Origin of the sequence: Streptomyces sp. NPDC023723 (genome assembly GCF_040639815.1) — a bacterium.
Classification (GTDB): domain Bacteria; phylum Actinomycetota; class Actinomycetes; order Streptomycetales; family Streptomycetaceae; genus Streptomyces.
This window is the reverse complement of record NZ_JBFAAP010000029.1, coordinates 72,532-97,789: the sequence shown is the minus strand read 5'-3', so window position 1 is coordinate 97,789 and position 25,258 is coordinate 72,532. Positions and strand designations below refer to the sequence as shown.

Genomic DNA, 25,258 nt, shown 5'->3' with positions numbered 1-25,258 from the left:
TCAAAACAGCGCCGGCGCGGGCGCCGCCCCGCGCCGGGGGCGCTCGGCGCCCCGGGGCCCCGCGGCGGCGGGGGCCGCCCTCCCCCCCCCCCGCCCACCGGCCGGCTCCAGCTCGCTCGCGGCCTCAGCGGTTCGTGCGGCCGAGGTCCGCCGGCAGCTGGATGCCGGTGATGTGCCGGGCCTCGTACGAGGCGATCCAGGCGACGGCCGCCGCGACGTCCAGGCGGCCCAGTTCCGCCACGCTCCGTGTCGGCGCCGTCCGTACGGCGGGGGAAGTCACGTATGTCGGCCCGGTGAGTCAGGATCCGGCGGCCCGGCCTCGCCACCGAAACGGGCCGTCTCCGTCATCGATCCGCCCTCTCGCCGTGCGAAGAGCCGCTCTCCGAGGAGCCGCCCTCCGAGGGGTCGTCGGCAGTGCTCACGGCTCGTTCCGGCCACGGCGTGAGGTTCAGCTCTCCGAGATCGCCCCGGCGGCGCCATTCGTCGAGCATGGTGAAGTACGCCGTCGACGTACCGGGGTAGTTGACGTTCTTGTCCGGACGACCGTCCGGGTCGCCCTCGTTGTTCCACCGGCCCGGCGTGCAGTCGCGCAGAAAACTGCCGCCGCCCAGCAGCGCCAGCCCGGAACCCTGGACGACGGTGTCGACGTACTCCTTCTCGGCGCTGGGCGTGACATCGCCGACCACCCCCCGCTTCTCGAACTCCGCCACCAGGTGGGCGACATGGCCTCCGGTCTCCTCCAGCGTGTGCACGAAGTTCACCGCTGCCGTGCCCTGGGTGTAGTTCGGCGGCAGGATGAAGAAGTTCGGGAAGCCGCTCGTCATCACGCCGTGGAAGGTCTCCGGACCGTCCTTCCACTTCTCGGACAGGGTCAGGCCGTCGACCCCCGTCACATCGAAACCGACGCGGTCGGTGTAGGCGGAGTCCTGGTCGAAGCCCGTCGCCAGGACGATGCAGTCCAGCGGGTATTCGACCCCGGCCACTTCCACGCCCCGGGCGGTGATCCGCTGCACGCCCCGGCCCTCGGTGTCCACCAGCCGGACATTGGGCCGGTTGAAGGCCGGCAGGTACTCGTCGTGGAAGCAGGGACGCTTGCACTGATAGCGGTAGTACGGCTTCAGCGCGGCCGCCGTCGCCGGGTCCCGCACCTCCGCGTCGATCCTGGCCCGTACGTTCTCCATGTGCTGAAGGTCGATGAGTTCGCGCTGCCGGGCGTACTCCTCGGGGCCGAGTTCGGTGAGTCCGTCACCGCTGAGCATCGCGTGGTAGAAGACCGTCCAGCCGTCGCCCACCAGATCCTCGGTGGCCTGTTCGCCGTTGGTGACCGTGGTGAAGTTCTCCCGCCGCCGCCGCTGCCAGCCCGGCTCCTGGGAACGTGCCCACTCCTGGTCCGTCTCCCGGTTGTCGCGCACCGAGACCGTGGAGGGCGTCCGCTGGAAGACGAACAGGTTCTTGGCCGACTCGGCCAGTGGCGCGACGATCTGGATGGCGGTGGCCCCGGTCCCGATCACACCGACCGACTTGTCCGCGAGGCCGGTCAGGGGCTCGTCGGGTCCTCCGCCGGTGTAGTCGTAGTCCCAGCGGGAGGTGTGGAACAGCTTGCCCCCGAAGTCGTCGATGCCCTCGATCGCGGGCAGTTTCAGGGAAGTGAACGAGCCATGCGCGACGACCACGTACCGGGCCCGGATGTCGTCGCCCCGGTCGGTGCGCACGCTCCACCGCGATTCGTCCGCCAGCCAGGTCATCCCGGTGACCGCGGTGTGGAACAGCGCCAGCTCGTACAGCCCGAAGTGGCGCGCCAGTTTGCGCGTGTACTCCAGGATCTCCGGACCGCGGGCGTAGCGGTGCCGGGGTATGTAGTCCAGTTCCTCCAGCATCGGCATGTAGACGTAGGACTCCACGTCGCACATCGCGCCCGGGTAGCGGTTCCAGTACCAGACCCCGCCCACGTCTCCGGCCTTCTCCACGATCCGGACCCGTTCGACACCCGCGCGGCGCAACTGCGCTGCCGCCAGCAGGCCGCCGAAGCCCCCGCCCACGACGACCGTGTCGACCGTGTCGTGCACGGCATCACGGTCGATGACCTCCTGGAACGGGTCCTTCACCAGCTCGTCGCGGCCGCCGAGGTCGAGGATCTCCCCGCGTCGGGGGTCGAGCCGCTTGTCCCGCTCGGTCCGGTACTTGGCACGCGCCCTGTCGAGATCGGTGGGCTCGGCCGAGGTGTACGTCATTCCTCATCTCCGTCCTTGGAGAACCAACGGAGCACGGCTCCAGGCTGTTTTGCCCTGCTCTGCTCCGGTGTTCTGCGTCGTGGCGGCCCAGCGACGGGAGCGGACCGTCGCAGCCGGGCCGCTGTCCCACGGCACCGGTCCGACCGGCCTTCGACTGACAGCTCAACTGTATGGGAACAGATAAATCATGTGAAGGTATCGATGGAGGCTCGTTCAAGTTAAACAGCTAACTCAATGCTACAATTTGGAGGCTCGGTTGAGCAGCTCCGCGCCCCGAGAGGATCGGTCCCATGACTGAGTTCGGTATGCCGTGGCCGGGCGGTGGCGACACCGCGCGAGAAGCAGAGGCCGCCGGGACGACCGCGTTCTGCACCGGCGAGTTCGCCGATCACGACGCGTACGTGACCGTCGCGGGCATGGCCGCCGCCACCGAGAACGCCCAGGTCGGCACGGCGATCGCCTACGGCTTCTCGCGCACGCCGTTCGCCCACGCGACAGCGATCCGGTCGCTCTGGAACCAGGCACCCGGCCGGGTCTTCGCGGGTCTGGGCTCCGGAGCGTTCTCCATCAACCGCGACTGGTGCGGTGTGCCCGCGGACCGTCCCGTCCTGCGCATGTCCGAACTGGTCGAGGCCGTACGGGCGTGGTTGCACGCGGAGAACGGCGAACGGGTGCGCTTCGACGGCGAGTTCTACCGTGTGGACGCGCGGGTGCAGGCTCCGGTGCTGGGCCGGATCGAGGTACCCGTCCTGCTCGCCGGATTCCAGCGGCGGATGGCGAGTGCCGCCGGCCGCACCGCGGACGGCGTCATCGGCCACGGCCTGTTCACCGACCGGTGGTGGGACGACGTCGTGCGGCCCGCGGTGGAGGCCGGCGCGAAGGAGGCCGGCCGGGACACCCGGCCGCTGGAGCACGGCTGGCTGCTGACAGCCGTCGACGACGCGGACCCCGAGCGGGCCGTCCTGGACATGCGCCGGATGATCGCCTTCTACCTGACCGTGCGGACCTACGACGCCTTCGCCGCGCACCACGGCTGGACGGCCCAGGTCGAGCGCATCCGGGAGGCCTTCGCCGACGGCCGGACCGACGACATGGCGAAGGCCGTGACCGACGACATGGTCGAGGCCATCGCCCTGTGCGGAACCACGGCCGACGCGGCCGCGGCCCTGCGCCGGCGCCGCGACTCGATCGCCCGCGACGTCGCCTACTTCGCACCGCCGTCCTTCATGGTCGGCGAGCGGCGGCGCCGCGCCTACGCGCGCTCCAGCCTCGCCCTGGTGGACGCGCTCAAGAGCGACGTGTCCCCCTGACATCCCTGTCCACTCCCGGAACGAACCGATCACGGAGGAGCCCGGCATGACCCAGGTCCAGGACGTTGTCCGCGAAGTGCTCACCCTGTTGGAGCCCATGGTGGAACCGGACGGGGGGTCGATCCGCCTCGCCGAGTTCTCCCCCGAGCAGTCCCGGCTGACCGTGGACTACTCCCGGGGCACCAACGACGCCTGCTCCACCTGCGTACTCGACGGTGACTCGCTGAAGGCGTTCATCGAGGAGGGCCTGCAGACCCGGGGCATCCAACTCACCGAGATCACGGTACGAGAGCCGCACCCCGCGGGCTGAAAGGCGCAGACGGCAGGGGCGGGTCCTGGTCGCGGTGGCCGCGCGCAGGGCCCGCGCCGGTGTCAGGCCGGCCGCCGCCAGTCGGCGAAGTCGGGGGGGCGGTCGTCACCCCGTACCGCAGGTCGCGTGCTCACCCGTGAACTTCGAGGTGGCGGCGGCTCAGAGCACACAGCTGATGCCTCGCATCCGGCGCCTGAGGCGTCGGACGCGAGGCATCAGCCGGTCACAGATACTCGCCGATGGCCTTCTCGATCATCGTGCGAGGCTTGGCCCCCACGAGTCTGGTCATCACCTCACCCCCGGAGAAGAGCAGGAGAGCGGGGATCGACGAGACTCCGTGCTCCTCGGCCGCACGCGGGCTCTCGTCCAGGTTCACCTTCACGACGTCGATGGCCTCCGCGTGCGCCTCGGCCAGCGCGTCCAGGATGGGACCCATCGCCCGGCACGGTCCGCACCAGGGCGCCCAGAAATCCACCAGCACCGGCCGCTCGCCCCGGACCACCACCTTCTCGAAGTCGGTGTCGCTGACCTCACGCACAGCTGGCATGTCCGTCACTCCCCTCGGTTCAAGACTCGGTTGCGGACTCGGCTCAGGACTCGGTTCACGACGCCGGCTGCCCGACGGCGATGATCTTCTCCGTGATCGGCAGGGTCATGGTGCCGAAGACGAACTCCTTGGGGGTTCCGTGCCCGGCGACGACGATGTTGACGGCTTCCGGGTCATTGAACGCCTGGATCGTCTGGGACCGCTGCTCCTGCGGTGTGAGCCGGAACATCCACTCCCACTCGGGCCGGACCAGTCCGCGGTCCCGGAAGTCGACGAAGGGGGCGATGATGTCGGCGACGCTCCGCCTGACGTTGTGCACCATGAACCGGCGCACCGCGTCCTTGCTCAGCCCGGCGTCGGCGAAGCGCTTCGCGGTCTCGGGCGGCAGCAGGTAGAAGAGCCCGTCCTCGTTGCCCTGGAGACCGCCGAGCGTCCTCGTCATGAAGCCCACCTGGGTGAGCGCGGGGGTGCGTGCCGCGAGGGACGCCAGCCGCCGTTCCACGGTGCCGTGGTTGGAACCGAGGTCCCACTCACCGACGGAGTGCAACACGGTCACGGTGCTGTCGTCGGGGCGGAAACCCTTGTTGACCTGGTACGGCTCCCACGGGCTCTCGTCCTCGTTCTCGCCGATCACCTGGATGTTCTTGCGCACGGTGCCGATGGTGTCCAGGTCCATACGCCCGGGGATCCACTGGCCGAGGTTGCGCAGGGTCAGGGAGACGGCCCGGCCGATCCGGTTGTTGACCCGGTTGGCGACACCCGGCCCGAGCGGGCTGCGACCGCTGTTGATGCCGAGCTTCTTCACCAGCGGACCGTTGACGACCACCACGGGCGCGAAGGCTCCGGTCGACATCAGCACCGAGAGGTTCATCGGCGGCGGGCAGGCGTGGATCGCCTTCAACGCCGCTATGACCACGGGCAGCTCCTCCGGGCGGCAGCCGGCCATGGCCGCGTTGACCGCGATCCGCTCCAAGGTGCCCTTGCTGTGCAGGGGCGGAATGGTGAGGATCACCTCGTCGCGAGGCCGGCCCTGGGCCTCGATGATCGCCTCGACCTTGGCCCGGGTCGGCGGGTGGAGCGGCTGGCCGTCACCGAAGTCGTGCTCGGTGTAGTACTCGTGGAAGGACTCGTACGCGTCCGCCACCGTGGCACCGGTGAAGGTGTACGACTCCTGCCGGTCCTGCCGGACCTGACCGGCGGCCTGCTCCGCATCGCTCGCCTCCCCCTGCACGAGCGCGCGGATCACGTCCTCCGCCAGGGGCACTGTCTGTTCGGCCGCCTGTTCCGCGGTGAGCGCGGTGAAGACACGGGGCACGACCACGTACCGCAGCTCCGGCACCCCGAACACCTTGGCGCTGGTGTCCGTGTCCCGTTCGAAGCCCCGGGCCACGATGGTGACCTGGGGCACGCCGGCCTTCTCCGCCTGCGCTCCGTCGTGGATCAGCCACGAGGTGCAGGCCCCGCAGTCCGCCGTGGCGCCGATCAGGGCGTCACTCTCCTCGATGGCCTGCCGCAGCAGCTCAGCCTCGAAACGGATCGACCCGGGGTACAGCCGGACCTTCAGGTCCGGATACGTCTCCTTGATCTTCTCGGCCACCGCACGCAGCGCGACCTCGGCGTTGGGCTTGCTGTTGGACAGCAGTCCGAGCACCTTGCCGTTCAGCGTGTCCAGTCGCGGCGCCAGCGGGCTCGCCGCGGACTCCAGCGCGTCCGGGGTCGGGTCGACCACTTCGAGAGTGGCCTGCGCGGCGTCCTGTTTCTTCGTCACGGTCTCTCCTCCACGCGTGGCGCCCGGTGGCACGGCACGCTCTCCAAGCGATGGCGATGCGGACATCTGTCTCAGTTGTGCGCTTTTTCAGTTGTGCGCTTCATCAGGTGTGTGGTTCGGCCCGCTGTGCCGGCCGAGGTCCGGTCGCACCGCGCTCGGCGCGACCCGCTCCGTCCGGCGTGCCGAGGTCAGGATCGTCATCACGGTGGTTCCGACGAGCGCGGCGGCCACCACCAGCCAGGCGGCGGCCCGCGGCCCCGCCGAGTCCGACAGCCACGCCGCGAGATAGGGCGTGACACCACCACCCGCCACGGCTCCGACGTTGTACGCGAAGGCCGCCGACGTGTACCTCACCTCGATGGGGAAGGCCTGGGTCAGCGTCACGTACATCGCCGGCGTCGCGGCATAGCTGAAGGCGAGGGCCAGTACGTACACCGCACCGGCTCCCACCAGCGGCCAGACCCCGCCGGAGGCGACGGCCTTCATGGCGTACAGCAGCGGAAAGGCCAGGCAGGCGGCGCCGCCGAAGCCGAAGAGCATCGCGGATCTGCGCCCGAACCGGTCGGTCAGCCAGCCGCCAAGCGGGAAGCCGGCGGCGCCGAGGAACAGACAGGCGGCCGACAGCCAGTACACCTTCAGCGCGGGCAGTCCGAGAACGGACAGCAGGTAGACACTCAGGTAGTTGACGAACACCCCGAGCACCATGGTCACGGTGAAGTTCAAAAGCGCCGACACCCCGATCATGCGCCAGTGGCCGAGCAGCGCGGCCCTCACCGGTGACCGCTCCACCGCCCCGGCCCGCGCGAGCGAGCGGAACTCCGGCGAATCCTCGATCCGGGTCCGGAAGACCGCCACGGCGACGGTCATGACCGCGGCCAGCAGGAGGGGCAGGCGCCAGCCCCAGTCGGCCATCCGGCCGGTGCCGAGGACGGTCACCAGCAGGGCGACCACCGCGGGGGCGACGGCGACCCCCAGCCCCGAGCCGAGCGGGATCAGCGCCTGGAGCCCGCCTCGTCTTCGGCCACCGTCGGACTCCGACACCAGGGTGGCCGCGCCGCCTATCTCACCGCCGGCGCAGAAGCCCTGGGTCAGCCGAACCAGGACCAGCAACAGCGGCGCGACCACACCGACCTGGTCATACGTGGGCAGCAGCCCCATCAAGGTCGTGGCGCTGCCCATGCCGACGACGGTGACGAGCAGGGCGTACCGTCGCCCCCGCCGGTCGCCGAGCCGGCCGAAGTACAGCGCTCCCAGGGGCCGCGCGAGGTATCCCACCCCGTAGACGCCCAGGGAGGCGAGGACACCGGCCGTGTCGTCACCGGCGGGAAAGAAGGCCGGGGCCAGGTAGACGACCAGGAAGCCGTAGCAGGTGAAGTCGTAGAACTCGACGAAGGTGCCGAGCAGACTGGCCACGCCCACTCGCCCCGAGCGCGGGCCGGCGGTCTGCAGGGTGTGCGGTTCCTGGGAGTCAGGGATCGTGTCGGACATGTGTTGCTCCGGTTGACGGTTGTCGGCGACGTGGGTCGGCTCGCGAACGCCCGGCGTCGCTGTCCTCAGCCGAAGTGGTAGTCGGACGGCTGGAACCGCTCCAGGACACGGTGGTACTCCTCCAGCCGCCAAGGCGCGTTGACCTGCTGCCGACCGAACTCGTTGACGTAGTAGTTGCGGTCCTTGGAGCCCTTGTCGTACCAGATGAGCGAGAGCATCTCCTCGTCGAGCCGGCGGTTGTAGTCGTCGAAGACGTCCTGGCGGACCGTGAGGTACTTGTGGCCCCCTTCGATCAGCGCCACCAGGCCCTCGGCCGTGTAGCGCGCCCAGGTCTCCATCCAGACGATCAGCGACCCCGACCGGTTCTGGGAGTTGGGCCCGTAGATGACGAAGAGGTTCGGGAAGTCGGGCACCGTGATGCTGAGATAGGCGCGGGGGCCGCCGCCCGCGGGATCGCTCCAGCGCTCGTCGAGGGTCCGCTCCCCCAGACCTCGGTACACGGTGGGCCAGAGGTATTTCTGGGTCTCGAATCCGGTGGCCGTGAACACCAGGTCGTAGTCACGCTCGCGGCCGTCAGCGGTCCGGATTCCGGTGGGTGTAAACCGCTCGATGTTCTCGGTGACCAGTTCGACGTTGTCCTCGAGCAGGGACGCGTACCAGCCGTTGTCGACGATGAGCCGCCGCGCCATCGGCGCGTGCTTCGGGATGAGCTTGTCCCACAGGTCGGGCCGGCCGGGCAGCTTCGACTTGACGTACTCGGTGAGGCTCGCCCGGTAGGAGTCGTTGGCCTCGTTGACCAGTCCGCCCGCCGCCTGCCACTCGGGGTCCGGCTCCTGGAGCACCTGGCCGCCGAGCCGCAGGGTGGCGATGGAGTAGCAGTACCAGTTCCAGTAGTACGGCATGGTGTCCAGCAGCCACCGGGTCTCGCGCGGGATGGGATCGCCGTACCGCTCGCGGGGGCTGATCCACTGCGGGGTGCGCTGGAAGACGCCGACCTTCGCGGCGCGGCTGCGGACGCTGGACATCATCTGCACACCGGTGGAGCCGTTGCCGATGATGGCGACGTTCCGGCCGTCGAGCCGTTCCTGCCCGGTGCACTCGGCGGTGTGCACGATCTCGCCCCGGAAGTCCTCGATCCCCGGTACGTCGAGCCGTTTGGGCGTGGCGAACAGCCCGCCGGCGCTGACCACGGCGTTGGCCGTCAGTTCGCGGGTCTCGCCGTCGACGACCACCCGCAGCGACCACCGGCCGGTCTCCGGGTCGAAGGCGGCTTCCCGCACGTCGCTGCCGAAGCTGATGTGCTCGTACACGCCGTACTTCTTGGCCACGTGCTGGAGGTATTCGCGCACCTCTCCGGCCCGCGCGAAGTACTCGGTCCACGGGTAGTTCTTCTCGAAGAAGAACTGGTAGAGGAAGTTGGTCGTGTCGACCCGGACATCGGGGTAGGCGTTGCTGCTCCAGGTGCCGCCCAGCTCCTGGCGCCGCTCGTAGACCGTGTACGGGATGCCCAGGTGCTCCAGTTGTACGGCGACGGCTATGCCACCGAAGCCGGACCCGATGACGGCCACCTCGAAGCCCTCGGGGACGTCCGGCCTGCCCGCCGTCCACTGGGCGAGCCGGGGATGGTCGTCGAAGGCCGCCAGGTCGCGCCGGTACGCCCACTCCCGGTCGGTCAGCTTCTCCTCGCGGAACGCCTCGTACAGGCGCCGCAGTTCGGCGTCGTCCGGGACGGCCTCGGTGAAGTCGGCCGGCTTGGCCAGCAGGAACTCGGTGGCCTTGGCCCGCAGGACGGGTACGGCCTCCTCCGCGAGGACCGTCTGGTTCAGCGCGCCTCCGTACATCGGGGTCGTCTTGAGCGGTAGTTCCAGCAGGCTCTCGTCTCCGGTCGCCTGGTACAGCGCCAGTCGCAGCGCGTTGAGGTCGGCGTCGTCCAACGCGCGTCCTATGAAGGCCTCGTCCACCTGCTGAGGCTCTCCCGTGGCGATCCTGCCGTGCTCGGTCATGCGGCTCCTTCCCGCTGCCGCGCCCATGGGCACGGAGCGACCAGGCTCAAAAGATTATTCAGTTAACTGAAACTACTCATCATTCGATTTACCATACATGCGTTTCCCCCCGGGGTCACCACCTCCGCCGAGGACGTCTCACGCTTCGGGGTGGGGGCCGGGCGCGCCCCCCTGCGGCACGCTCGGCCCACCCCGCCGGCAGGGGCTACCGCCCTCGCCAGACGGGCACGCGGCGCTCCACGAAGGCACGGGCGCCTTCCTGTGCGTCGTCGGAGGCGAACACGGGGTCGGACAGGACCGCCTGCCGCTGCCAGATCTCGTCCTCGGGCCAGTCACGGGCGGCGGACGCGACGCTCTTGGCGCACTGGACGGCCAGGGGGGCGTTGCGCGCCACCCGGTCCGCGAGGTCCAGTGCGGTGTCCAGGGCCTGCCCCGAGGGCACGACTCGGTTGACGAGTCCGAGACTTTCGGCCCGGAGCGCGTCGATCGGATCGCCGGTGAGCAGCAGTTCCATGGCCACCGCGTACGGGAGCCGGCGCGGCAGCCTCAGCATGCCGCCGCCGCGCGCCACCAGGCCGCGCCGCACCTCCGGCAGCCCGAACCGCGCCCCCTCGGCCGCCACCACCAGGTCGCAGGCGAGGACCAGTTCGCATCCGCCGCCGAGCGCCCAGCCCTCCACCGCTGCGATGATCGGCTTCTTGGGCGGAGCCTCGACGAGACCGCCGAAGCCCCGGCCCGGCAGGGCGGGACGCTCCCCTTCGGCGAAGCGCTTCAGGTCCATGCCGGCGCAGAAGGTGTCGCCGGCACCGGTCAGTACCGCGACGGAGAGCCCGGCCGAGGCGTCGAGCCGGTCCAGCGCCTCGGCGACGATCTTCGCAGCCGCCAGCGTCATCGCGTTCTTCTGCGCGGGCCTGTTGATCGTGATGACGAGGACGGGACCGCGCTCGGTGACCAGCGCCTCGGGTTCGGCGCTCATCGGGGCGCCATCCGCAGGGCGCCGTCGAGCCGGACGGTCTCGCCGTTGATGTAGGAGTTGCGCACCAGGGTGAGGGCCAGGTCGGCGTAGTCCGCCGCGTGGCCCAGCCGCCTGGGGTGCGGGATGGTCTCGGCGATGCTCTGCCGGATGTCCTCCCGCAGCCGCGCGAGCATGGGGGTGTCGAAGGTGCCGGGCGCGATCGTGTTGACCCGGATCGCCCAACTGGCCAGGTCCCGCGCGGCGACCAGGGTCATCGCGTGCACGCCGCCCTTGGAGGAGGCGTAGGAGGTCTGCCCGATCTGCCCCTCGAACGCGGCCGCCGAAGCGGTCAGCACGATGGCACCCCGGTCACCGTCCTCGACCGTGTTGCCGGCCATCGCGGCGGCTCCCAGACGCAGCACGTTGTAACTGCCGATCAGGTTGACCTCCAGCACCTGCCGGTAGCTCTCCAGACCGGCGGGGTTGCCCTCCTTGTCGAGGACGCGCAGCCGGTCGCCGCCGCGGCCCGCGCAGTGCACGACGGCCCGCAGGTTCCCTGACTGCGCCGCGGCTTCGAGGGGCGCCCGCAGACTGTCCTCGTCGGTGATGTCGGCCGGCACGAAGCTCACACCGGGACCGAGCTCCGCGGCGGTGTCGGCGCCGGGCGAGCCGGGCAGGTCGGTGATCACGACCTTCGCCCCCACGTCGGCGAAGGCGGCCGCCGTCGCCGCCCCCAGCCCTGAGGCACCGCCGGTGACGAGTGCCGTGATCGCGTCTAGTCGCATGCTCTCTCCCGGAGTTGAACAGACAGTTCAAATGAAAGATGTAGCTGTTTGATCAGGGGGATCCCGGGCGGCGGGGGCACCGCCCCCTGGCTCCGCCTGGACACTCACCCTAGAATCAAGTAACTAATTTACCTCAAACGACTTTCTCGCCGTAGAAGGACGCCATGACCAATCAGGTACGCCCGCTCCCCGCGGGGCACCAACTGCCCCCGCTGTCCGTCTGGCTCCGACGGGTCATGACCGTCGATCCGGACGCGACGGCACTGGTCTTCGCAGACCAGCGTTTCTCCTGGTCGTATCTGGCCGACGCCGCCCGGGACCTGGACGCGTTGCTGCGCGCGCATCCGGGCGCCCGCCGCGTCGGGATCGTGCTGCGCAACAGACCGGGACAGGTCGCCGCGCTGCTGGCCGCGATCGCGACCGGCCGTCAGGTGATCACCCTCAGCCCGCACGTGGGTGAGGCAGGGCTCGCCGAAGACATCCTCGCGCTGCGTCCCGACGTCGTCGTCGCCGACGCCGAGGACTGGGCCCGCGACGCCGTGCACGGGTCCGCGCGGCGGGTCCGCGCCGTTCCGGTCCTCGCCTCCAGCGAACTGGGGCTGGCCGAACACCTCGTCCCATGGGAGCCCGCACCGGCGTGCGAGCCCTGGGACGACGTGGCGGTCGTGATGATGACCAGCGGTACGACGGGCCGGCCCAAGCGCGTCTCCCTCCCCTACCCGCAGCTCACCGCGGCCTTCAAGGCGGCGGGGACGGCCATCGACGGCGAGCCGGAGCTCCGCTCGGGCTGCGTCATCCTGTGGGCGTCCCTGGCTCACATCAGTGGCCTCTACTTCGCCATCGCCCATGCCGCCGAGGGCCGCGCCGTCGCCCTGATGGAGCGCTTCGAGGTGGATGCCTGGGCGGCGCTGGTGCGCCTGCACCGCCCGCGCTACCTCCGGCTGCCGCCGGCGACGATCCGTATGGTGCTGCACGCCGGTCTGCCCCGCGACACGTTCAGCGGTGTCCGGGCGATCGGCTCCGGGACCGCGCCGCTGCCTCCGGAACTGGGTGAGGAGTTCGAGAAGCGGTACGGGGTCCCGGTGCTCGTCATGTACGGCGCCACCGAGTTCGCGGGGGCCGTCGCCGGCTGGTCGATCAAGGACCACCGCCAGTGGGGCCGCAGCAAACGCGGCAGCGTGGGACGCCCGCACCGGGGGATCGAGCTGCGCATCGTCGACCAGGAGACACGCGAGGTGCGGAAGACCGGCAGCACCGGCCTGCTGGAGGTGCGCGGCCCGCAACTGCCCACGTCCGACGGCCAGTGGCTGAGTACGAACGATCTGGCCTCGATCGACGAGGACGGCTTCCTGTACATCCACGGCCGGGCGGACGACGCGATCAACCGGGGCGGATTCAAGATTCCCCCGAGCGTGATCGAGGAAGCCCTGTGCCGGCATCCCGCGGTCAGCGACGCCGCGGCGGTGGGCCTGCCGGACCCGCGGCTGGGTGAGGTGCCCGTCGCCGCGGTCACGCTCAAAGGCTCCGCCACGGAACAGGAGCTGCTGGACCACCTGGCCGCGATGCTGACCCGCTACCAGCTGCCGGTGGCCCTGCGGATCCTCGACGAACTGCCACGCACCCCGTCCCTCAAGGTCAGCCGTCCCGAGGTGCGGGACCTCTTCGCCCCGGAGGAGTCGACCGGGCCGGTCCCGCCGACCCAGCCGGTCCAGGCAGTCCAACCGGTCCGGACGGTCCAACCGGCCCAGACAGTCCAAGCGGTCCAGCCACTCGGCCGAATCGACACCCAGGAGACATCGTGACCATCTCGGCCGACCGTCCTGACTACGGCGTCCTCACCGACGAGGCAGTCGAACGCTCCCGCCGCCGCATCGGCGTACCGCAGCGCCGGCTGCCACCGCACAACCTGGAGGTGACCAGCGACGGGGTACGGCACTTCGCCCTCGGCTACGGCGACGACAACCCGCTGTGGTGCGATCCCGACCACGGCCCGAAGACCCGCTGGGCGGGCACGATCGCACCCCCCAACTTCCTCTACACCATGGGCGAGAACGCGGTGGAGGCGGACGAGCGGGCCAAGGCCGTTCTCAAGGGCGACCCGTTCGCCGGACTCGGCGCCTACCAGGCCGTGATGGAGTTCGAGTACTACCGTCCACTGCGGTTGGGCGACCGCTGCTCGTGCCTGCGGGCCCAGGTCGGCGTCCAGGTCAAGTCCAGCTCCTTCGGCGGCAGCGCGGCCCATGTCACCAACGACTTCCTCTTCGCCGACGGCGAGGGGCAGGTCATCGCCCTCCAGCGGGGAACCTGGATCCACACCGAGCGGCACAGCAGCAAGAAGCGCGCCGCCGACAAGGCGGCGCCGGACTTCCCGCCGTACACCGAGGAGCAGCTGGCCGAGATCGACGCGGCCTACGACGCCGAGGAACGGCGGGGTCCTCGGACCCGCTACTTCGAGGACGTCAGGATCGGTGACGAGATCCAGCCCCGGGTCAAGGGACCGCTCACCGTGACGGACGTGGTGGTCTGGCATGTCGGATGGGGCATGCAGCTGACGCCGCCCGGCGCCTTCGCGGTCGCCCGCCGGGTACGGCGCAAGGCCCCGGGCCTGTATCCGCCGAACGCCCGGAACATCCCGGACACCGTGCAGCGACTGCACTGGGAACCCGAACGGGCCAAGGAACTCGGCATCCCCATGAGCTACGACTACGGAGGAATGCGCGAGACCTGGCTGACCCACGCCCTCACCGACTGGATGGGTGACGACGGCTGGCTGTTCAGACTCCGGTGCGAGCACCGGAAGTTCAACTACATCGGCGACACGACGTGGGTGCGGGGCACGGTGGTGGACAAGGCACAGGTCGACGGCCGCAACGAGGTGCACCTCGAGGTGTCCTGCCACAACCAGCGCGGTGAGGTCTCGACGCCGGGGCGGGCCGTGGTACTGCTGCCCACCCGCGACGCCCCCGTGCGCCTGCCGGATCCGCCGGCGGACACCCTGGGTGAACTGCTGGAGTCGGAGATCACCCGGTTCGCCGGCTGACCCGCTGCCGAGGGCCGGCGCCGGCGCGGGCCGGCCGTGGACGGGCGGGCGGCTCGGGCCGCCGGGCGCCGGCGGCCGTGCGGGGTCAGGAGAACAGGTCCACCACGGGCTTGTTGTGCAGGTCGTCCTTGAGCAGGTACGTACCGGCGACCTTCATGTGACTGCGCCAGTGGCGCTCGGCACCCTCGGCGTCGCGGGCCTCCACCAGTGTCACGAGGCGCTTGTATGCCTTGATGGCGCGTTGGAACCGCTCGGGTGACTCGGTCTGGTCGAAGTTGCGCGAGACGCGCATTTCGAGGTGCGTCGCCACGATCTCCTGGAGGACCGCCCCCTGGACCGCCATCGTCTTGTTGCCCGAGCGCTCCATGATGAGTTCGTGGAAGCGGTAGGTGAGCCGCGACCACAGCGCCGGGTCGGGCAGGTCGTCGTCCTTCGACTCGACCGCGGACTGCAACTCCGCCACGACCGCTTCCAGATCGGCGAGATCCTGCTTCGTCCGGCGCTTGGCGAGCAGCCGGGCACAGGCCGGCTCCGCGATCATCCGGGCCTCGTAGACGTCGTCGACCGTCGTGCCCTGCAACTGGAGCAGCAGGCCCACATGGCGGGCCGCCACGGACGAGTCCGGGGCCATGACCTGGGCGCCGCCCCGGCTGCCGCGCCGGACGCTGATGAGCATCTCGGTTTCGAGGATGCGGAACGCCTCGCGCAGAGTGGGGCGAGAGACACCGAACTGCTCCATGAGCTGGACCTCGGGCGGCAGCGTCTCGCCGGGCTTCAACTCGCCATGGACGATACGACGACGCAGCTGCGACGCGATCAGTTCCGCTGTCTTCGGCGCGCGGACCGTCTGACCGACCGGCTGCCCCACTGTGGCACTCATGGCAATGAGTGTACTTGATTAGACAGCTGTTGAACCGGACCCCCCGCAAGCCCGAAATCGCCGCCCCTACGAGAAGATAAGGGCCGCGTACTCGTCTTCCAAGGTCGCCGCGAGCAGACCGTAGAAATCCTCTTCGGGACCGATTCCCGCATATCGGGGCAGGCCGCCCGGACCCGCGGGTCCGCCGGGACGACCGCCCCATGAGCCGGACAGCAGGCGCGTCCCACCGCTCATGAGGTTCGTCCAGGCCTCCTCGGCCGCCAGTCCCACTTCCACGACCTCCCGCCCGCGATCACGGGCGCGCACCAGCGCGCCGGTGACGAAGTCCACCTGCTGCCCGCTGCCGCGCGGCATGTCCTGGGGGCCGTACGGCCCGCCCGGGAAGAAGAAGTTGGGGAAGCCCGCGGTCATGAGACCGCGATAGGTGCGCGGGGCGTCCGCCCAGTACCCGGCCAGCCTGAGGCCGTCCCGGCCGCGCACCCCGAGGCGCTTCAGCGCGTCGCAGGCGCGGGAGTCGACGTCATCCACCATCGAGTGGGCGCCCACCGCACCCGGTGCCCGCACGGTTCCGGCGCCGCTCCCGGCGGCACGGCGGCTCGGCGTTTTCCGGGGGATGCCGGGCAGGGCGTCCGACCGCTGATGCCGGTTCTGGTGGCGGTCCGCGTCGCGCCTCCGACCGCCGCCCGGCCTGCCGGGCTGGTTGCGGACCGGCCTGTCGCCGACCCGTCGGTCCATGTCGATGGCGCGCTCCGCGGGACACTGGAGGGCGCCCGTGGCGGCGACCAGGAAACGGGCGCGGTAGTCGGTGGCGCCGGCGGTCCTGACGGACCAGGTGGCCGGCAACTCCTCGAACACCGCCGAGTCCACCGTGACACCGAACCGGATGCCGCCACCCAAACCGTGGCGGTCGACCAGGTGCTTCAGATCCTGGTCGGCATCGCCTTGCCCGGCACCCGCCTGCGGCCACTCCCAGAGCGCGTCCGGCGCTGTCGCCGCCGCCGTAGCCGTCGCCGTCGGCATGGGGCTGCCGTGGCGGCCGTCCTCCGCATCCTCGGGTCCGGCGAGCGGATGGCGACGCCCGACCCCGCCGACCCCCGGGCCGGCTTCGAGCAGTACCGCGGAGAAGCCCTCCCGCCGGGCGCGGTGAAGCTGGTAGAGGCCCATGACATCGGCACCGATCACCAGGACGTCGACCTCGACGGCCGGAGGTGCGGCGCGGTTCCCGCGAGCAGCGGCATGCGCGACCTCTCGGCCCGAAACGTTCGCCCGTTCACTCACGAACCCTCCACTCGCTGAGCGGTCCCCGACCGTTGCACAGCATTAGACCGATCGGTCGGTGAATCAATCGAAATCAACGTAACGGACACCTTCAGCGGCGGGCAATGCCCGTGCCGCAGGTGCTTTGCACATGCCGTACGGGACGTGTCCGGCACCCGCGCGCACGGCTCCGATTCACAGGAATGCCTGACGGGCGGGCACGCGAGGGACGAATGCCCGAACTCCACCGAGGTGGCCCCTCGGGCGACGAACCGGCCGAACGTCAGGCCGAGGCCGCGTTTCCGTCCGTCGGGCCCGCCGCGGTACGTGCCGTCGGCTCCTGGTTTCCACCGCGGGCGGGCAGGACGCGCGAGCGCGTCACGGCGAAACCGACCGTCGCGCCGCCTCCGGGCCGTGGCCGTGCGAACGCGGTGCCGCCGTGCGTGTCCGCGACGTCCCGGACGATGGCGAGGCCGAGCCCGGAACCGGGCAGGGCGCGGGCGGTGTCGGCCCGGTAGAAACGATCGAACACGCGTTCACGGTCGGTGTCGGCGATGCCCGGTCCGCGGTCGCTGACGAGGACCGTCCCCCGTTCCACCCGCACCTCGATCGGCGCACCGTCGTCCGGGGTGAACTTGGCGGCGTTCTCCACAAGGTTGCCCACCGCCCGTTCGAGCGCCTGCGGGCGGCCGAGGACCGGCCGGTCGTCGGCGTCGATATGGAACAGGCGGCCGGTACGCCGGTACACGCGGCGTGCGGCCCGGCCGGCCAGCGCCGCCAGGTCCACCGGCTGCTCGGTCTCGGCGCGGCTGCCGGCCAGGGCCAGTTCGACGAGTTCGTCGACCAGCCGGCCGAGCTCGCGGGTCTCGCCCTGGACGTCGTCCAGGAGGCGCTCGCGGGTGTGCGGGGCGAGTTCGGCGACGTGGCGCAGCACGGTGGCGTTGGTCAGCAGGCTGGTCAGCGGGGTCCGCAGTTCGTGGGCGGCGTCCTGCACCAGTTTCTCCTGGGCCTCCCGGGCGGCGGTGAGCCGGGTCAGCATCCGGCGGAACGAGGCGGTCAGCCGGCTCACCTCGTCGGGCCGGTCCGCCGGGCCCACGTCGTCGAGGTCGGTCCGGTCCTGGGTACCGACCTCTTCGGCGGCCTCGGTCAGGCGTACCAGACGCCGGGTGATGCGTCCCGCGATCAGCAGGCCGGTGCCCGCCGCGACGAGGGTGACGGCGAGGCTGACCCCGGTGATCTCCAGGGCCATGCCGTGCAGCACGCGGTAGGTCTGGTCGATCTCGACGGCTGTCTGCAGGGCCCCGCGTTCCCCGCCCAGCGCGGTGGTCAGCAGGCGGTAGGTGCTGCCGCCCGCGACGACCTCGGTGGTGAACGACCGCCCCGCCGTCCCGGTCGCGGCGAGGGCACGGGTGGCCTCCGGCAACGGCAGGGCGACCGGCGGACCGCCGAGGCGGGTGCTCGTGCCGTCGGGGGCCACGGTCCGTACGACCGGGCGGCGCTCCTCCTCGTCGCCAGGCCCCGGAAGGTCCGTCCCGGGAAACAGGTCGGGGCTCTGGGCCAGTGCCTCGGCGACGGCCGGGGCCTGTGTGCCCGCTCCCGCCACGGCCGTCGTCTGAGACCGCAGGCTCCGGTCGATCTCCGCGAGGACGCGGTCCCGGACGGCGTCGTAGCTCAGCAACCCGACCAGCGCCGCCACCACGGCGCCGGCCGCCGCGAAGGACAGTGCGAACTGTGCGCGCAGACTCATGGCCGCCGCATCGCGTAGCCGACGCCGCGCACCGTGTGGATCAGGCCGGGCGCCCCCGCGTCGGCGAGTTTGCGCCGCAGGTAGCCGATGTAACCCGCCAGGTTCTTGACGTCCATGGCGGTGTCGGAGCCCCAGACCCGCCGGTAGAGCACCGCGTGGTCCAGGACCAGGCCCTCGTTGCGCACGAGCAGTTCCAGCAGGTCGAACTCGATTCGGGTGAGGGGCAGTTCGGAGTCACCCCACCGGGCGAGCCGGGCGGCCGGGGCGATCCGCAGCGAGGCGATCCGCAGCACCTCCTCGGCCCACTGCGGCTCCTCGGCCTCCCGTGCGGAGCCCGGTGCCAGCGCGGCCCGGCGCAGCAACGCCCGGATCCGGGCGAGGAGTTCGGGTACCTCGAACGGCTTGGGAAGATAGTCGTCGGCGCCCGCGTCCAGACTGGCGACCCGGTCCGCGAGTCCGGAGCGGGCGGTGAGCATCAGTACCGGTGTGCGGTCACCGGAGGCGCGCAGTACGCGGCACACGGCCACGCCGTCGACATGCGGCATGGCCACGTCGATGACCAGCGCGCCGAAAGTGTGCCGCCCGGCCCGGGCCAGTGCCTGCACCCCGTCGGCGACGGTGACGGCCTCGTACCCCGCCAGTTCCAGCGCCCGGGCGAGCGCCTCACGTACCGCACGGTCGTCGTCGGCGACCAGGACACGCCGCGGCGCGTCCGTCGGGCAGCACGTCGTCTCGGACATCGTCCGGCCCGGCACCCGTGCCATCTGCGTACTCCTCACCACGAACACCTCCGGCGGCGCCATCGGCCCCGCCCCCACCGCGGTCGGCCCGTGAACCGGTTCTCATCCGGCTCCCGACCTGTTCCCGACGTTTTCTCAGTGCTCCCTCCCAGCATGGGTATCCGACCACGCTTTCCTTAGCGCCTTTCACAGGAGTGTCATGTCGTCCCACACCCGTCCAGTCATGCGCCGACCCGTGGTGCTCGCCGCGTGCCTCAGCGTCGCCCTCGGCGCAGTCGGCTACCTCGCGTTCGACCCCGGGTCCGCCTCGGCGACGGTCGCGAAGAAGGCCGTCCCGGCCGCCGCGGTCCGCAGCGGCGCCGGTGGCGCCAACACCGCGCAGGTGGTCAAGGCCGCCAACGCCTTCCTCGCGACGCTGTCCGACGAGCAGAAGGAGACCGTCCTCTACGACTTCGACGACGACGCCAAGAAGACCGGCTGGTCCAATTTCCCCACCGGCGTCGTGGACCGCAACGGACTCAAGCTCGGTGACCTCACCGACGAGCAGGAGGCCGCGGCGATGAAGGTCATGGAGGCCGCGCTCAGCGAGCACGGCTACGAGGAACTGGTGGAGATCCGCAAGGCGGACGACTACCTGGCCTCCGAGACGGACGCCTCCAGTGGCGGCACCCGGCCCAGCCCCACCGCCACGGACCTGCCGAGCGGTACGCCCAGCGGTACGCCGAGCGGTGGCGCCGGAGGCGGCGGGGGCGGTGGCGGTGGCGCCAACTTCGGCTCCGAGTGGTACTACATCTCCTTCTTCGGCCAGCCCAGCAAGACCGGCGAGTTCATGGTGCAGTACGGCGGCCATCACGCCGCGTACAACATCACCTACGCGGGCGACAACGTGAGTCTGTCCCCCACTCTGACCGGTATCGAGCCGACGGAGTTCACCGTGGACGGGGTTGAGTACGCCCCGCTGGAGGACACCCGGACCACCACCATGGCGGCCATCCAGTCCCTCACCACCGACGAGCTGGCCGCGGCCGAGATCGACGGCAGCTTCGACGACCTCTACCTCGGTCCCGGCAACGACGGGCCGTTCCCGACGGAGCCCGAGGGCGTCCTGGTCAGCAGCCTCACCAAGAAGCAGCAGGCCAAGGTCACCGCGATGCTCAAGACCTGGGTCGGCGACCTGGACGAGAAGGCCGCGGCGAAGCTCATCGCCAAGTACGTGTCCGAGTACGACGAGACGTACATCGGCTGGAGCGGCGGCACCACCATCGACAACGCGGAGACGTACGTCCGTCTCGACGGGCCGTCCGCGTGGGTCGAGTTCTCCAACCAGCCCGGTGCCTCGACCGACGCGATCCACCAGCACACCATCTTCCGCGACGAGACCGCCGACTACGGCTGGGAATGACGGAGCCCGACCTGTGCGCCGTTTCCTCACCATCTTTCTGATCTCGGCGTTCCTGCTGGTCGGCGGCCTCGCGTCGCCGGCCGGCGCGCACCCGATGAGCACCTCCGCCGTCCTCCTCGACATCCGTGACGACCGCGTCGAGGGCGAGATCGAACTGCCCATCGACCGCCTCGCCATCGCCGTGGACCGCGACCTCGCCCGTACCAGTGTCCTCGGCACCGACCGGACCTTCCTCCACCAGTACGCGGCGCGGCACATCAGCGCCGCCGGTGCGGACGGCACCGCCTGGAAGGTGACGCTGGGCACGGGCTCCGTCCGCACCATCGACGGGGTCGCGCACCTCGTCTACCCGCTGGCGATCACGCCGCCCGACGGCGGCGACGTCACCGACTTCGACCTGCGCTACGACATCATCGTGGAGGAACTGCTCACCCACGACATCGTGGTGACCGTCCGCTACGACTTCGACCGGTCCATTCTGAGCTCCGACGACGCCGAGACCCTCGGGATCATGGACCGGGACACCACGAGCCTGAAGGTGCCGGCCGGTGAGGGCTCGTGGGTACAGGGGTTCCTCGGCACCGCCGGCCTGGGCATCCAGCACGTCGGCGAAGGCGCCGACCATCTTCTCTTCCTCCTCATGCTGCTCGTCCCGGCGCCCCTGCTGGCCTCGGGTGGACGCTGGCGCACCGCCGCCGCGCCGTCCGCGCGGCGCAGCTTCGTACGTGTCGTGCACGTGGTGTCGGCGTTCGCCGTCGGTCATTCGCTCACGCTGGCCCTGGCGGCCTTCGGGGTGATCGACGCGCCGACCCGGCCGGTCGAGACGCTGATCGCCTTCTCGATCGCGGTCTCCGCGGTCCACGCGATCCGGCCGCTGGTGGCCCGGGGCGAGCCGCTGATCGCGGCCGGCTTCGGCCTCGTCCACGGGATGGCGTTCGCCTCGCTCATCGGCGAACTCGGTGTCGACCGGGGTTCGCTCGTGACGACGCTGCTCGGCTTCAACCTCGGCATCGAGGTGACCCAGTTGCTCGTCGTCGCGCTGATGATGCCGTCGCTGATCGTCTTGTCCCGTACGGCCGTCTACCCCGTCTTCCGCCTCGGGATCGCCGCCCTCGGTCTGGTGTTCTCGGTTTCCTGGATGCTGGAGCGGTCGACGCTGACGTCGGCCGACCCGTTCGAGGGCGCCCAGACCTGGCTGGTCGGGCACCCGCTGCTGGTGGCCGTGGCGGTCGCGGCCCTCGCCGCCGTGGCGCGGCAAGTGGCACCGTCGGCCGGCTCGCCGGGTCCGGTCACCGCGGCACACAGCGGGAATGCAGGGGGCGGGGGTGCCCGGGCCGACGAGGCACGGTCGGTCGTGGAGTCGGAGACGGCCCGCAGTTAGGTCCGCGACGTCGTGGACGTATGGGGGCATCGCTCACGCGAGGTCTCCACGACGGGATCAGACGGTGAGGACGAGTTTGCCCCGGAGGTGACCGGCGTCGAGCAGGCGGTGCGCGTCGGCGACGCGCTCGAAGGGGAACGTCTCCTGCACGTGGACCCGGAGCCTGCCCTGTTCGACGAGGTCGACGAGACCTCGCAGGGCGACCGGATCGGGCTCGACCGCGATGCCGCTGAAGCGCATGCCGGCCGCCTCGTACTTGGCGATGAGTTCCGTGTCCTCCTCGGCGACCGCCGTCACCAGGTGACCACCTGGGCGAAGCACTGCCAGCGAGCGCTCGACGGTGTCGCCGCCGATCGTGTCGAGCACGACGTCGACGTCGCGGACCGCCTCGGTGAAGTCGACCGCCGTGTAGTCGATCACCTCGTCGGCGCCGAACCCCTCGACGAACTCCCGCTTGCTCCCGCCGGCGGTCGCGATCACGTGCGCGCCGAACGCCTTCGCGATCTGGATCGCGACGTGGCCGACTCCGCCACCACCGCCGTGGACCAGGACACGGTCGCCCTCGGTCACGCCGCCGATGTCGACGAGGCCCTGCCATGCCGTCAGCCCGACGATCGGCAACGCCGACGCCTCGACGTGCGAGAGTGACGCGGGCTTACGGGCCAGGTGCAACGCCGGCGCCGACACCGCCTCGGCGTACGCACTCGCCGCCCGAGGGAACAACGGCATCCCGAACACCTCGTCGCCGGGCCTGAACCGCCACGTCGCCGACGCCTCCTCGACCACGCCGCTGATGTCCCAGCCGAGGATGAACGGCGGTCGGCCGAGCAGCGGGAACTCGCCGGCGCGCAGGCGCGCCTCCAGCGGGTTCAGCCCGATCGCCTTGACGCGGACGAGAACCTCGGTCGGGAAGGGCTGGGGCTCGGGCGCGTCCACGATGGTGAGCACCTCGGGACCGCCGAGCTCCTGCTGGGTGATGACTCGCATGACTCTCCTGGCTTGGGAAGGGGGGAGAAAAGCCAGGCTAGGCTTCCGACAGGAACCAGCAGGTAACCTTTGGCGCCATGAGTGGTTTCGGTCCCGGTGATCTCTTTCTCGCCGACTGTCCGGCGCGGCTGGCGGTCGAGCTGATCGCCGACAAGTGGACGGTGGTCGTGCTCTACGGCCTCAGTGAGGGCCCGGTGCGCCATGGTGAGCTGATCGAGCTGATCGGCGGCATCTCCCGCAAGGTGCTCACCCAGACGCTGCGACGGCTCGAAGCGCACGGACTCATCCGCCGCCATGCCTACGCCGAGGTGCCGCCCCGCGTCGAGTACGAGCTCACCCCGCTCGGAGCGACGCTGATCGACCCGATCCACGTGCTGACCGAGTGGGCGCGGGCGAACGGCGACGCGGTGCTCGACGCGCTCGACGCCGATCGCGAGCCGGTCGCCCACAGCGACTGAGGCCCCCGCCAGGGCACTGAGCATCCTCTCGGCCGCTGCCCGGTGGTGGGCCGAGCTGTCCCAGGGGCTCAGTGCCGTGGCCGCGCCCGGCACTCAGAGGCCGGGCCAGGAGTGGGCAGGACTCCTGCTACCAGGCCTCCTGAGTGGCGAAGTACCGTTTCCAGAAGTCGAGTTCAGGAGCGGCCGCGACTCGTGCGAGTCCGAAGTTGTCGCCCACCTCCATGACGGTCGGGGAACCCGGGTCGTGGACCGGCCAGTCGGGGAGTCCGTGACCGTTGGGGTCGCCCGTCGCGATGTAGTTCGCGAGGTAGGACGACATGGTGTCGGCCACCTTCCGGTCGGTGCGGGTCCAGCCCTGGTCGGCCGGGTAGAGGCTGCCGAAGAAGTAGGCGATCTCGGAGCCGTGGTAGGCGCCGCGCAGATCGTGGTCGGCCCCCGGCGGGCGGTGGGTCCAGAAGTAGGTACGGACGGGACGGCCGGCGCCCCGGCTCCACTCGGTGCTCCACAGGTGGGTGCTGACCCGGGAGTTGTCGCGGACGGCGTCGTTGCTCGCCAGGGCCGCCTCGTCGTCCGTGCTCGCCGGGTAGAGCGTCAGGAACTCGTCGGCGAGCGCGCCGAACTTGCGGTGCGCGGCGCTCACGTAGTCGTCGAGCGTGACGTGCACGGGCGGGGCGCCGGGCCGGTCGGGGTAGCCGGTCTCGCGCCAGTAGTCGAAAGCGGTCTCCGGTACCGCGCCGCTCTCGTCCAGGTTGTTGCCGGCCAGGTACCAGACGTCGTGCTGCGCCCGGCGCGCGTAGGCGTCGCGGTAGCCGGCCGGAAGTACCCAGCCGTCGATGACGGGCCGGAACAGCGGCGGCTTGGCGACGGTCCCGGTGTCGACCGTCTCGTCCTTGAGGGTGGCGGCGTCGGTCAGGTCCTGCCACGGCAGGGCGCGCAGTTCGGCCAGGGTGGACGCGCCGTGCGACGCGGCGTAGGCGGTGCCCTGCTGCTCCGCGGTGGCCTTCTTCCGGTACGACGTCCCGAGGTAGCGCAGTTCGGGGTCACCGGGGAAGCGCACCTGGCTCTCCGCGACGACCCTGCGGAAGAGGTTCGCGGCGAGCGGGGAGATCGAGAGCAGGTCCGTGGAGCCGGCTCCGGCGGACTGGCCGCCCACGGTGACCTGGTCCGGGTCCCCGCCGAACGCCTTGATGTTGCGCCGCACCCATTTCAGTGCCGCTATCTGGTCGAGCAGTCCGTAATTGCCCGAGGCACCATGGCCGGACTCCCGGCTCAGCTCGGGGGTGGCGAGGAACCCCAGGGCGCCGAGGCGGTAGTTGATCGTCACGACGACCACGCCCTTGCTCGCCAGCGTCGAGCCGTCGAACAGCGGGTCCGAGCCCCTGCCGCCGGAGAACCCGCCGCCGTAGAGCCACACATACACCGGACGTCGCTCCCCGGCGTTGGACGCGCCGGTCCACACATTGAGGTTCAGACAGTCCTCGCTCATGGAGAACCCACTGCCCGCCTGCGGGGGCGCGTCGCCGAACGTGTCCGCCTTGCGTACGCCTTCCCAGGCCGGTGCGGGCTTGGGCGGGCGCCAGCGGTTGTCACCCGCGGTGGAAGCCGCGTAGGGGATCCCCTTGTAAGCCGTGACTCCGCGCAGTGCGGCGGGAACTCCGGACACCAGGCCGGACTCCGTGCGCACCGGCCGGTCACCGAACGAAGACGAGGCGGAGGCCGGCTGGGCGGCCAGGGCGCCGAGCAGCGCGCCACCGGCGGCGACGCCGGCCGTCCGGCCCAGAAAGTTCCGCCGGTCCCACAGGTTGCCGCTTCTCGGGCGAGAGCTTTGATCGTCCGGCACATGCATGCGAGTCTCCGATCTTCGAAAACGATGCCGCGACCGCCGCGTCTTCGCAGTGCCCCGGTCGGAGCGCGTAGGTCGTTTCCACAAGGTGACACTGACGGGCGGTGTGACTGTCTCCTCGGTCTT

20 protein-coding genes are annotated in these 25,258 nt (G+C 70.6%); 7 read left to right on the top strand and 13 right to left on the bottom strand.

The window, feature by feature from the left end:
- Positions 1-344: 344 nt before the first annotated feature.
- On the bottom strand, positions 345-2,231 hold the full coding sequence (locus tag AB0G32_RS26430) for an NAD(P)/FAD-dependent oxidoreductase (RefSeq protein ID WP_361168143.1): 1,887 nt from the start codon (positions 2,229-2,231) through the stop codon (positions 345-347).
- A gap of 290 nt (positions 2,232-2,521) precedes the next feature.
- On the opposite strand from AB0G32_RS26430, the gene AB0G32_RS26425 reads away from it, so the two are divergent.
- Positions 2,522-3,541 (top strand): LLM class flavin-dependent oxidoreductase, encoded by a 1,020-nt coding sequence (locus AB0G32_RS26425; protein ID WP_361168140.1) that lies wholly within the window; start codon positions 2,522-2,524, stop codon positions 3,539-3,541.
- Positions 3,542-3,587: 46 nt separating this feature from the next.
- The gene (locus tag AB0G32_RS26420; RefSeq protein ID WP_361168137.1) at positions 3,588-3,851 is read left to right on the top strand and encodes a hypothetical protein; all 264 of its coding nucleotides are present in this window, start codon (positions 3,588-3,590) and stop codon (positions 3,849-3,851) included.
- 223 nt (positions 3,852-4,074) lie between these two features.
- Here AB0G32_RS26420 and trxA read toward each other — a convergent pair whose 3' ends face one another.
- The 6 genes from trxA to AB0G32_RS26390 form a co-directional block, all read right to left on the bottom strand.
- Positions 4,075-4,398: a thioredoxin gene (gene trxA, locus AB0G32_RS26415; RefSeq protein ID WP_361168134.1), complete on the bottom strand. Its 324-nt coding sequence runs from the start codon at positions 4,396-4,398 to the stop codon at positions 4,075-4,077.
- 55 nt (positions 4,399-4,453) lie between these two features.
- On the bottom strand, positions 4,454-6,166 hold the full coding sequence (locus AB0G32_RS26410) for a hypothetical protein (RefSeq protein WP_361168131.1): 1,713 nt from the start codon (positions 6,164-6,166) through the stop codon (positions 4,454-4,456).
- An 87-nt stretch (positions 6,167-6,253) separates the two neighbouring features.
- Positions 6,254-7,654: an MFS transporter gene (locus AB0G32_RS26405; protein ID WP_361168128.1), complete on the bottom strand. Its 1,401-nt coding sequence runs from the start codon at positions 7,652-7,654 to the stop codon at positions 6,254-6,256.
- A gap of 65 nt (positions 7,655-7,719) precedes the next feature.
- On the bottom strand, positions 7,720-9,657 hold the full coding sequence (locus AB0G32_RS26400; protein ID WP_361168125.1) for an NAD(P)/FAD-dependent oxidoreductase: 1,938 nt from the start codon (positions 9,655-9,657) through the stop codon (positions 7,720-7,722).
- A 205-nt stretch (positions 9,658-9,862) separates the two neighbouring features.
- The gene (locus tag AB0G32_RS26395; RefSeq protein ID WP_361168122.1) at positions 9,863-10,633 is read right to left on the bottom strand and encodes a crotonase/enoyl-CoA hydratase family protein; all 771 of its coding nucleotides are present in this window, start codon (positions 10,631-10,633) and stop codon (positions 9,863-9,865) included.
- Positions 10,630-11,397 carry an SDR family NAD(P)-dependent oxidoreductase gene (locus AB0G32_RS26390; protein ID WP_361168119.1) on the bottom strand — a complete coding sequence of 256 codons (768 nt, stop codon included), beginning with the start codon at positions 11,395-11,397 and terminating at the stop codon, positions 10,630-10,632. The genes AB0G32_RS26395 and AB0G32_RS26390 overlap by 4 nt, the downstream gene beginning before the upstream one ends.
- A 164-nt stretch (positions 11,398-11,561) precedes the next feature.
- Here AB0G32_RS26390 and AB0G32_RS26385 point away from each other — a divergent pair, with 164 nt between their 5' ends.
- On the top strand, positions 11,562-13,199 hold the full coding sequence (locus tag AB0G32_RS26385; RefSeq protein ID WP_361168116.1) for a class I adenylate-forming enzyme family protein: 1,638 nt from the start codon (positions 11,562-11,564) through the stop codon (positions 13,197-13,199).
- Positions 13,196-14,437: a MaoC family dehydratase N-terminal domain-containing protein gene (locus tag AB0G32_RS26380; protein WP_361168113.1), complete on the top strand. Its 1,242-nt coding sequence runs from the start codon at positions 13,196-13,198 to the stop codon at positions 14,435-14,437. Before AB0G32_RS26385 ends, AB0G32_RS26380 begins: the two co-directional genes overlap by 4 nt.
- A gap of 85 nt (positions 14,438-14,522) precedes the next feature.
- Here the strand turns inward: AB0G32_RS26380 and AB0G32_RS26375 are convergent, their stop codons facing one another.
- The 4 genes from AB0G32_RS26375 to AB0G32_RS26360 form a co-directional block, all read right to left on the bottom strand.
- Positions 14,523-15,317: a FadR/GntR family transcriptional regulator gene (locus tag AB0G32_RS26375; RefSeq protein WP_361168110.1), complete on the bottom strand. Its 795-nt coding sequence runs from the start codon at positions 15,315-15,317 to the stop codon at positions 14,523-14,525.
- 66 nt (positions 15,318-15,383) lie between these two features.
- Positions 15,384-16,595 (bottom strand): hypothetical protein, encoded by a 1,212-nt coding sequence (locus AB0G32_RS26370; RefSeq protein ID WP_361168107.1) that lies wholly within the window; start codon positions 16,593-16,595, stop codon positions 15,384-15,386.
- Between the two features lie 262 nt (positions 16,596-16,857).
- Positions 16,858-18,321 (bottom strand): HAMP domain-containing sensor histidine kinase, encoded by a 1,464-nt coding sequence (locus tag AB0G32_RS26365; protein WP_361168104.1) that lies wholly within the window; start codon positions 18,319-18,321, stop codon positions 16,858-16,860.
- Positions 18,318-19,085 carry a response regulator transcription factor gene (locus tag AB0G32_RS26360; RefSeq protein WP_361168101.1) on the bottom strand — a complete coding sequence of 256 codons (768 nt, stop codon included), beginning with the start codon at positions 19,083-19,085 and terminating at the stop codon, positions 18,318-18,320. The genes AB0G32_RS26365 and AB0G32_RS26360 overlap by 4 nt, the downstream gene beginning before the upstream one ends.
- A gap of 199 nt (positions 19,086-19,284) precedes the next feature.
- Here AB0G32_RS26360 and AB0G32_RS26355 point away from each other — a divergent pair, with 199 nt between their 5' ends.
- The gene (locus AB0G32_RS26355; RefSeq protein WP_361168098.1) at positions 19,285-20,463 is read left to right on the top strand and encodes a DUF3500 domain-containing protein; all 1,179 of its coding nucleotides are present in this window, start codon (positions 19,285-19,287) and stop codon (positions 20,461-20,463) included.
- A gap of 13 nt (positions 20,464-20,476) precedes the next feature.
- A complete protein-coding gene (locus AB0G32_RS26350; RefSeq protein ID WP_361168095.1) occupies positions 20,477-21,844 on the top strand; it encodes a HupE/UreJ family protein in 1,368 nt (455 codons plus the stop codon).
- 57 nt (positions 21,845-21,901) lie between these two features.
- Here the strand turns inward: AB0G32_RS26350 and AB0G32_RS26345 are convergent, their stop codons facing one another.
- Positions 21,902-22,831: an NADP-dependent oxidoreductase gene (locus tag AB0G32_RS26345; protein WP_361168092.1), complete on the bottom strand. Its 930-nt coding sequence runs from the start codon at positions 22,829-22,831 to the stop codon at positions 21,902-21,904.
- Positions 22,832-22,908: 77 nt separating this feature from the next.
- Here AB0G32_RS26345 and AB0G32_RS26340 point away from each other — a divergent pair, with 77 nt between their 5' ends.
- Positions 22,909-23,289 carry a helix-turn-helix domain-containing protein gene (locus AB0G32_RS26340; RefSeq protein ID WP_361168089.1) on the top strand — a complete coding sequence of 127 codons (381 nt, stop codon included), beginning with the start codon at positions 22,909-22,911 and terminating at the stop codon, positions 23,287-23,289.
- A gap of 127 nt (positions 23,290-23,416) precedes the next feature.
- Here AB0G32_RS26340 and AB0G32_RS26335 read toward each other — a convergent pair whose 3' ends face one another.
- Positions 23,417-25,135: a carboxylesterase family protein gene (locus AB0G32_RS26335; protein ID WP_361168086.1), complete on the bottom strand. Its 1,719-nt coding sequence runs from the start codon at positions 25,133-25,135 to the stop codon at positions 23,417-23,419.
- Positions 25,136-25,258 lie beyond the last annotated feature (123 nt).

Coding starts and splice junctions, on each gene's coding strand:
- AB0G32_RS26430 (WP_361168143.1), bottom strand. CDS start 2,231: ATGACGTACACCTCGGCCGAGCCCACCGATCTCGACAGGGCGCGTGCC.
- AB0G32_RS26425 (WP_361168140.1), top strand. CDS start 2,522: ATGACTGAGTTCGGTATGCCGTGGCCGGGCGGTGGCGACACCGCGCGA.
- AB0G32_RS26420 (WP_361168137.1), top strand. CDS start 3,588: ATGACCCAGGTCCAGGACGTTGTCCGCGAAGTGCTCACCCTGTTGGAG.
- trxA (WP_361168134.1), bottom strand. CDS start 4,398: ATGCCAGCTGTGCGTGAGGTCAGCGACACCGACTTCGAGAAGGTGGTG.
- AB0G32_RS26405 (WP_361168128.1), bottom strand. CDS start 7,654: ATGTCCGACACGATCCCTGACTCCCAGGAACCGCACACCCTGCAGACC.
- AB0G32_RS26400 (WP_361168125.1), bottom strand. CDS start 9,657: ATGACCGAGCACGGCAGGATCGCCACGGGAGAGCCTCAGCAGGTGGAC.
- AB0G32_RS26395 (WP_361168122.1), bottom strand. CDS start 10,633: ATGAGCGCCGAACCCGAGGCGCTGGTCACCGAGCGCGGTCCCGTCCTC.
- AB0G32_RS26390 (WP_361168119.1), bottom strand. CDS start 11,397: ATGCGACTAGACGCGATCACGGCACTCGTCACCGGCGGTGCCTCAGGG.
- AB0G32_RS26385 (WP_361168116.1), top strand. CDS start 11,562: ATGACCAATCAGGTACGCCCGCTCCCCGCGGGGCACCAACTGCCCCCG.
- AB0G32_RS26375 (WP_361168110.1), bottom strand. CDS start 15,317: ATGAGTGCCACAGTGGGGCAGCCGGTCGGTCAGACGGTCCGCGCGCCG.
- AB0G32_RS26365 (WP_361168104.1), bottom strand. CDS start 18,321: ATGAGTCTGCGCGCACAGTTCGCACTGTCCTTCGCGGCGGCCGGCGCC.
- AB0G32_RS26360 (WP_361168101.1), bottom strand. CDS start 19,085: ATGGCACGGGTGCCGGGCCGGACGATGTCCGAGACGACGTGCTGCCCG.
- AB0G32_RS26355 (WP_361168098.1), top strand. CDS start 19,285: ATGCGCCGACCCGTGGTGCTCGCCGCGTGCCTCAGCGTCGCCCTCGGC.
- AB0G32_RS26345 (WP_361168092.1), bottom strand. CDS start 22,831: ATGCGAGTCATCACCCAGCAGGAGCTCGGCGGTCCCGAGGTGCTCACC.
- AB0G32_RS26340 (WP_361168089.1), top strand. CDS start 22,909: ATGAGTGGTTTCGGTCCCGGTGATCTCTTTCTCGCCGACTGTCCGGCG.
- AB0G32_RS26335 (WP_361168086.1), bottom strand. CDS start 25,135: ATGCATGTGCCGGACGATCAAAGCTCTCGCCCGAGAAGCGGCAACCTG.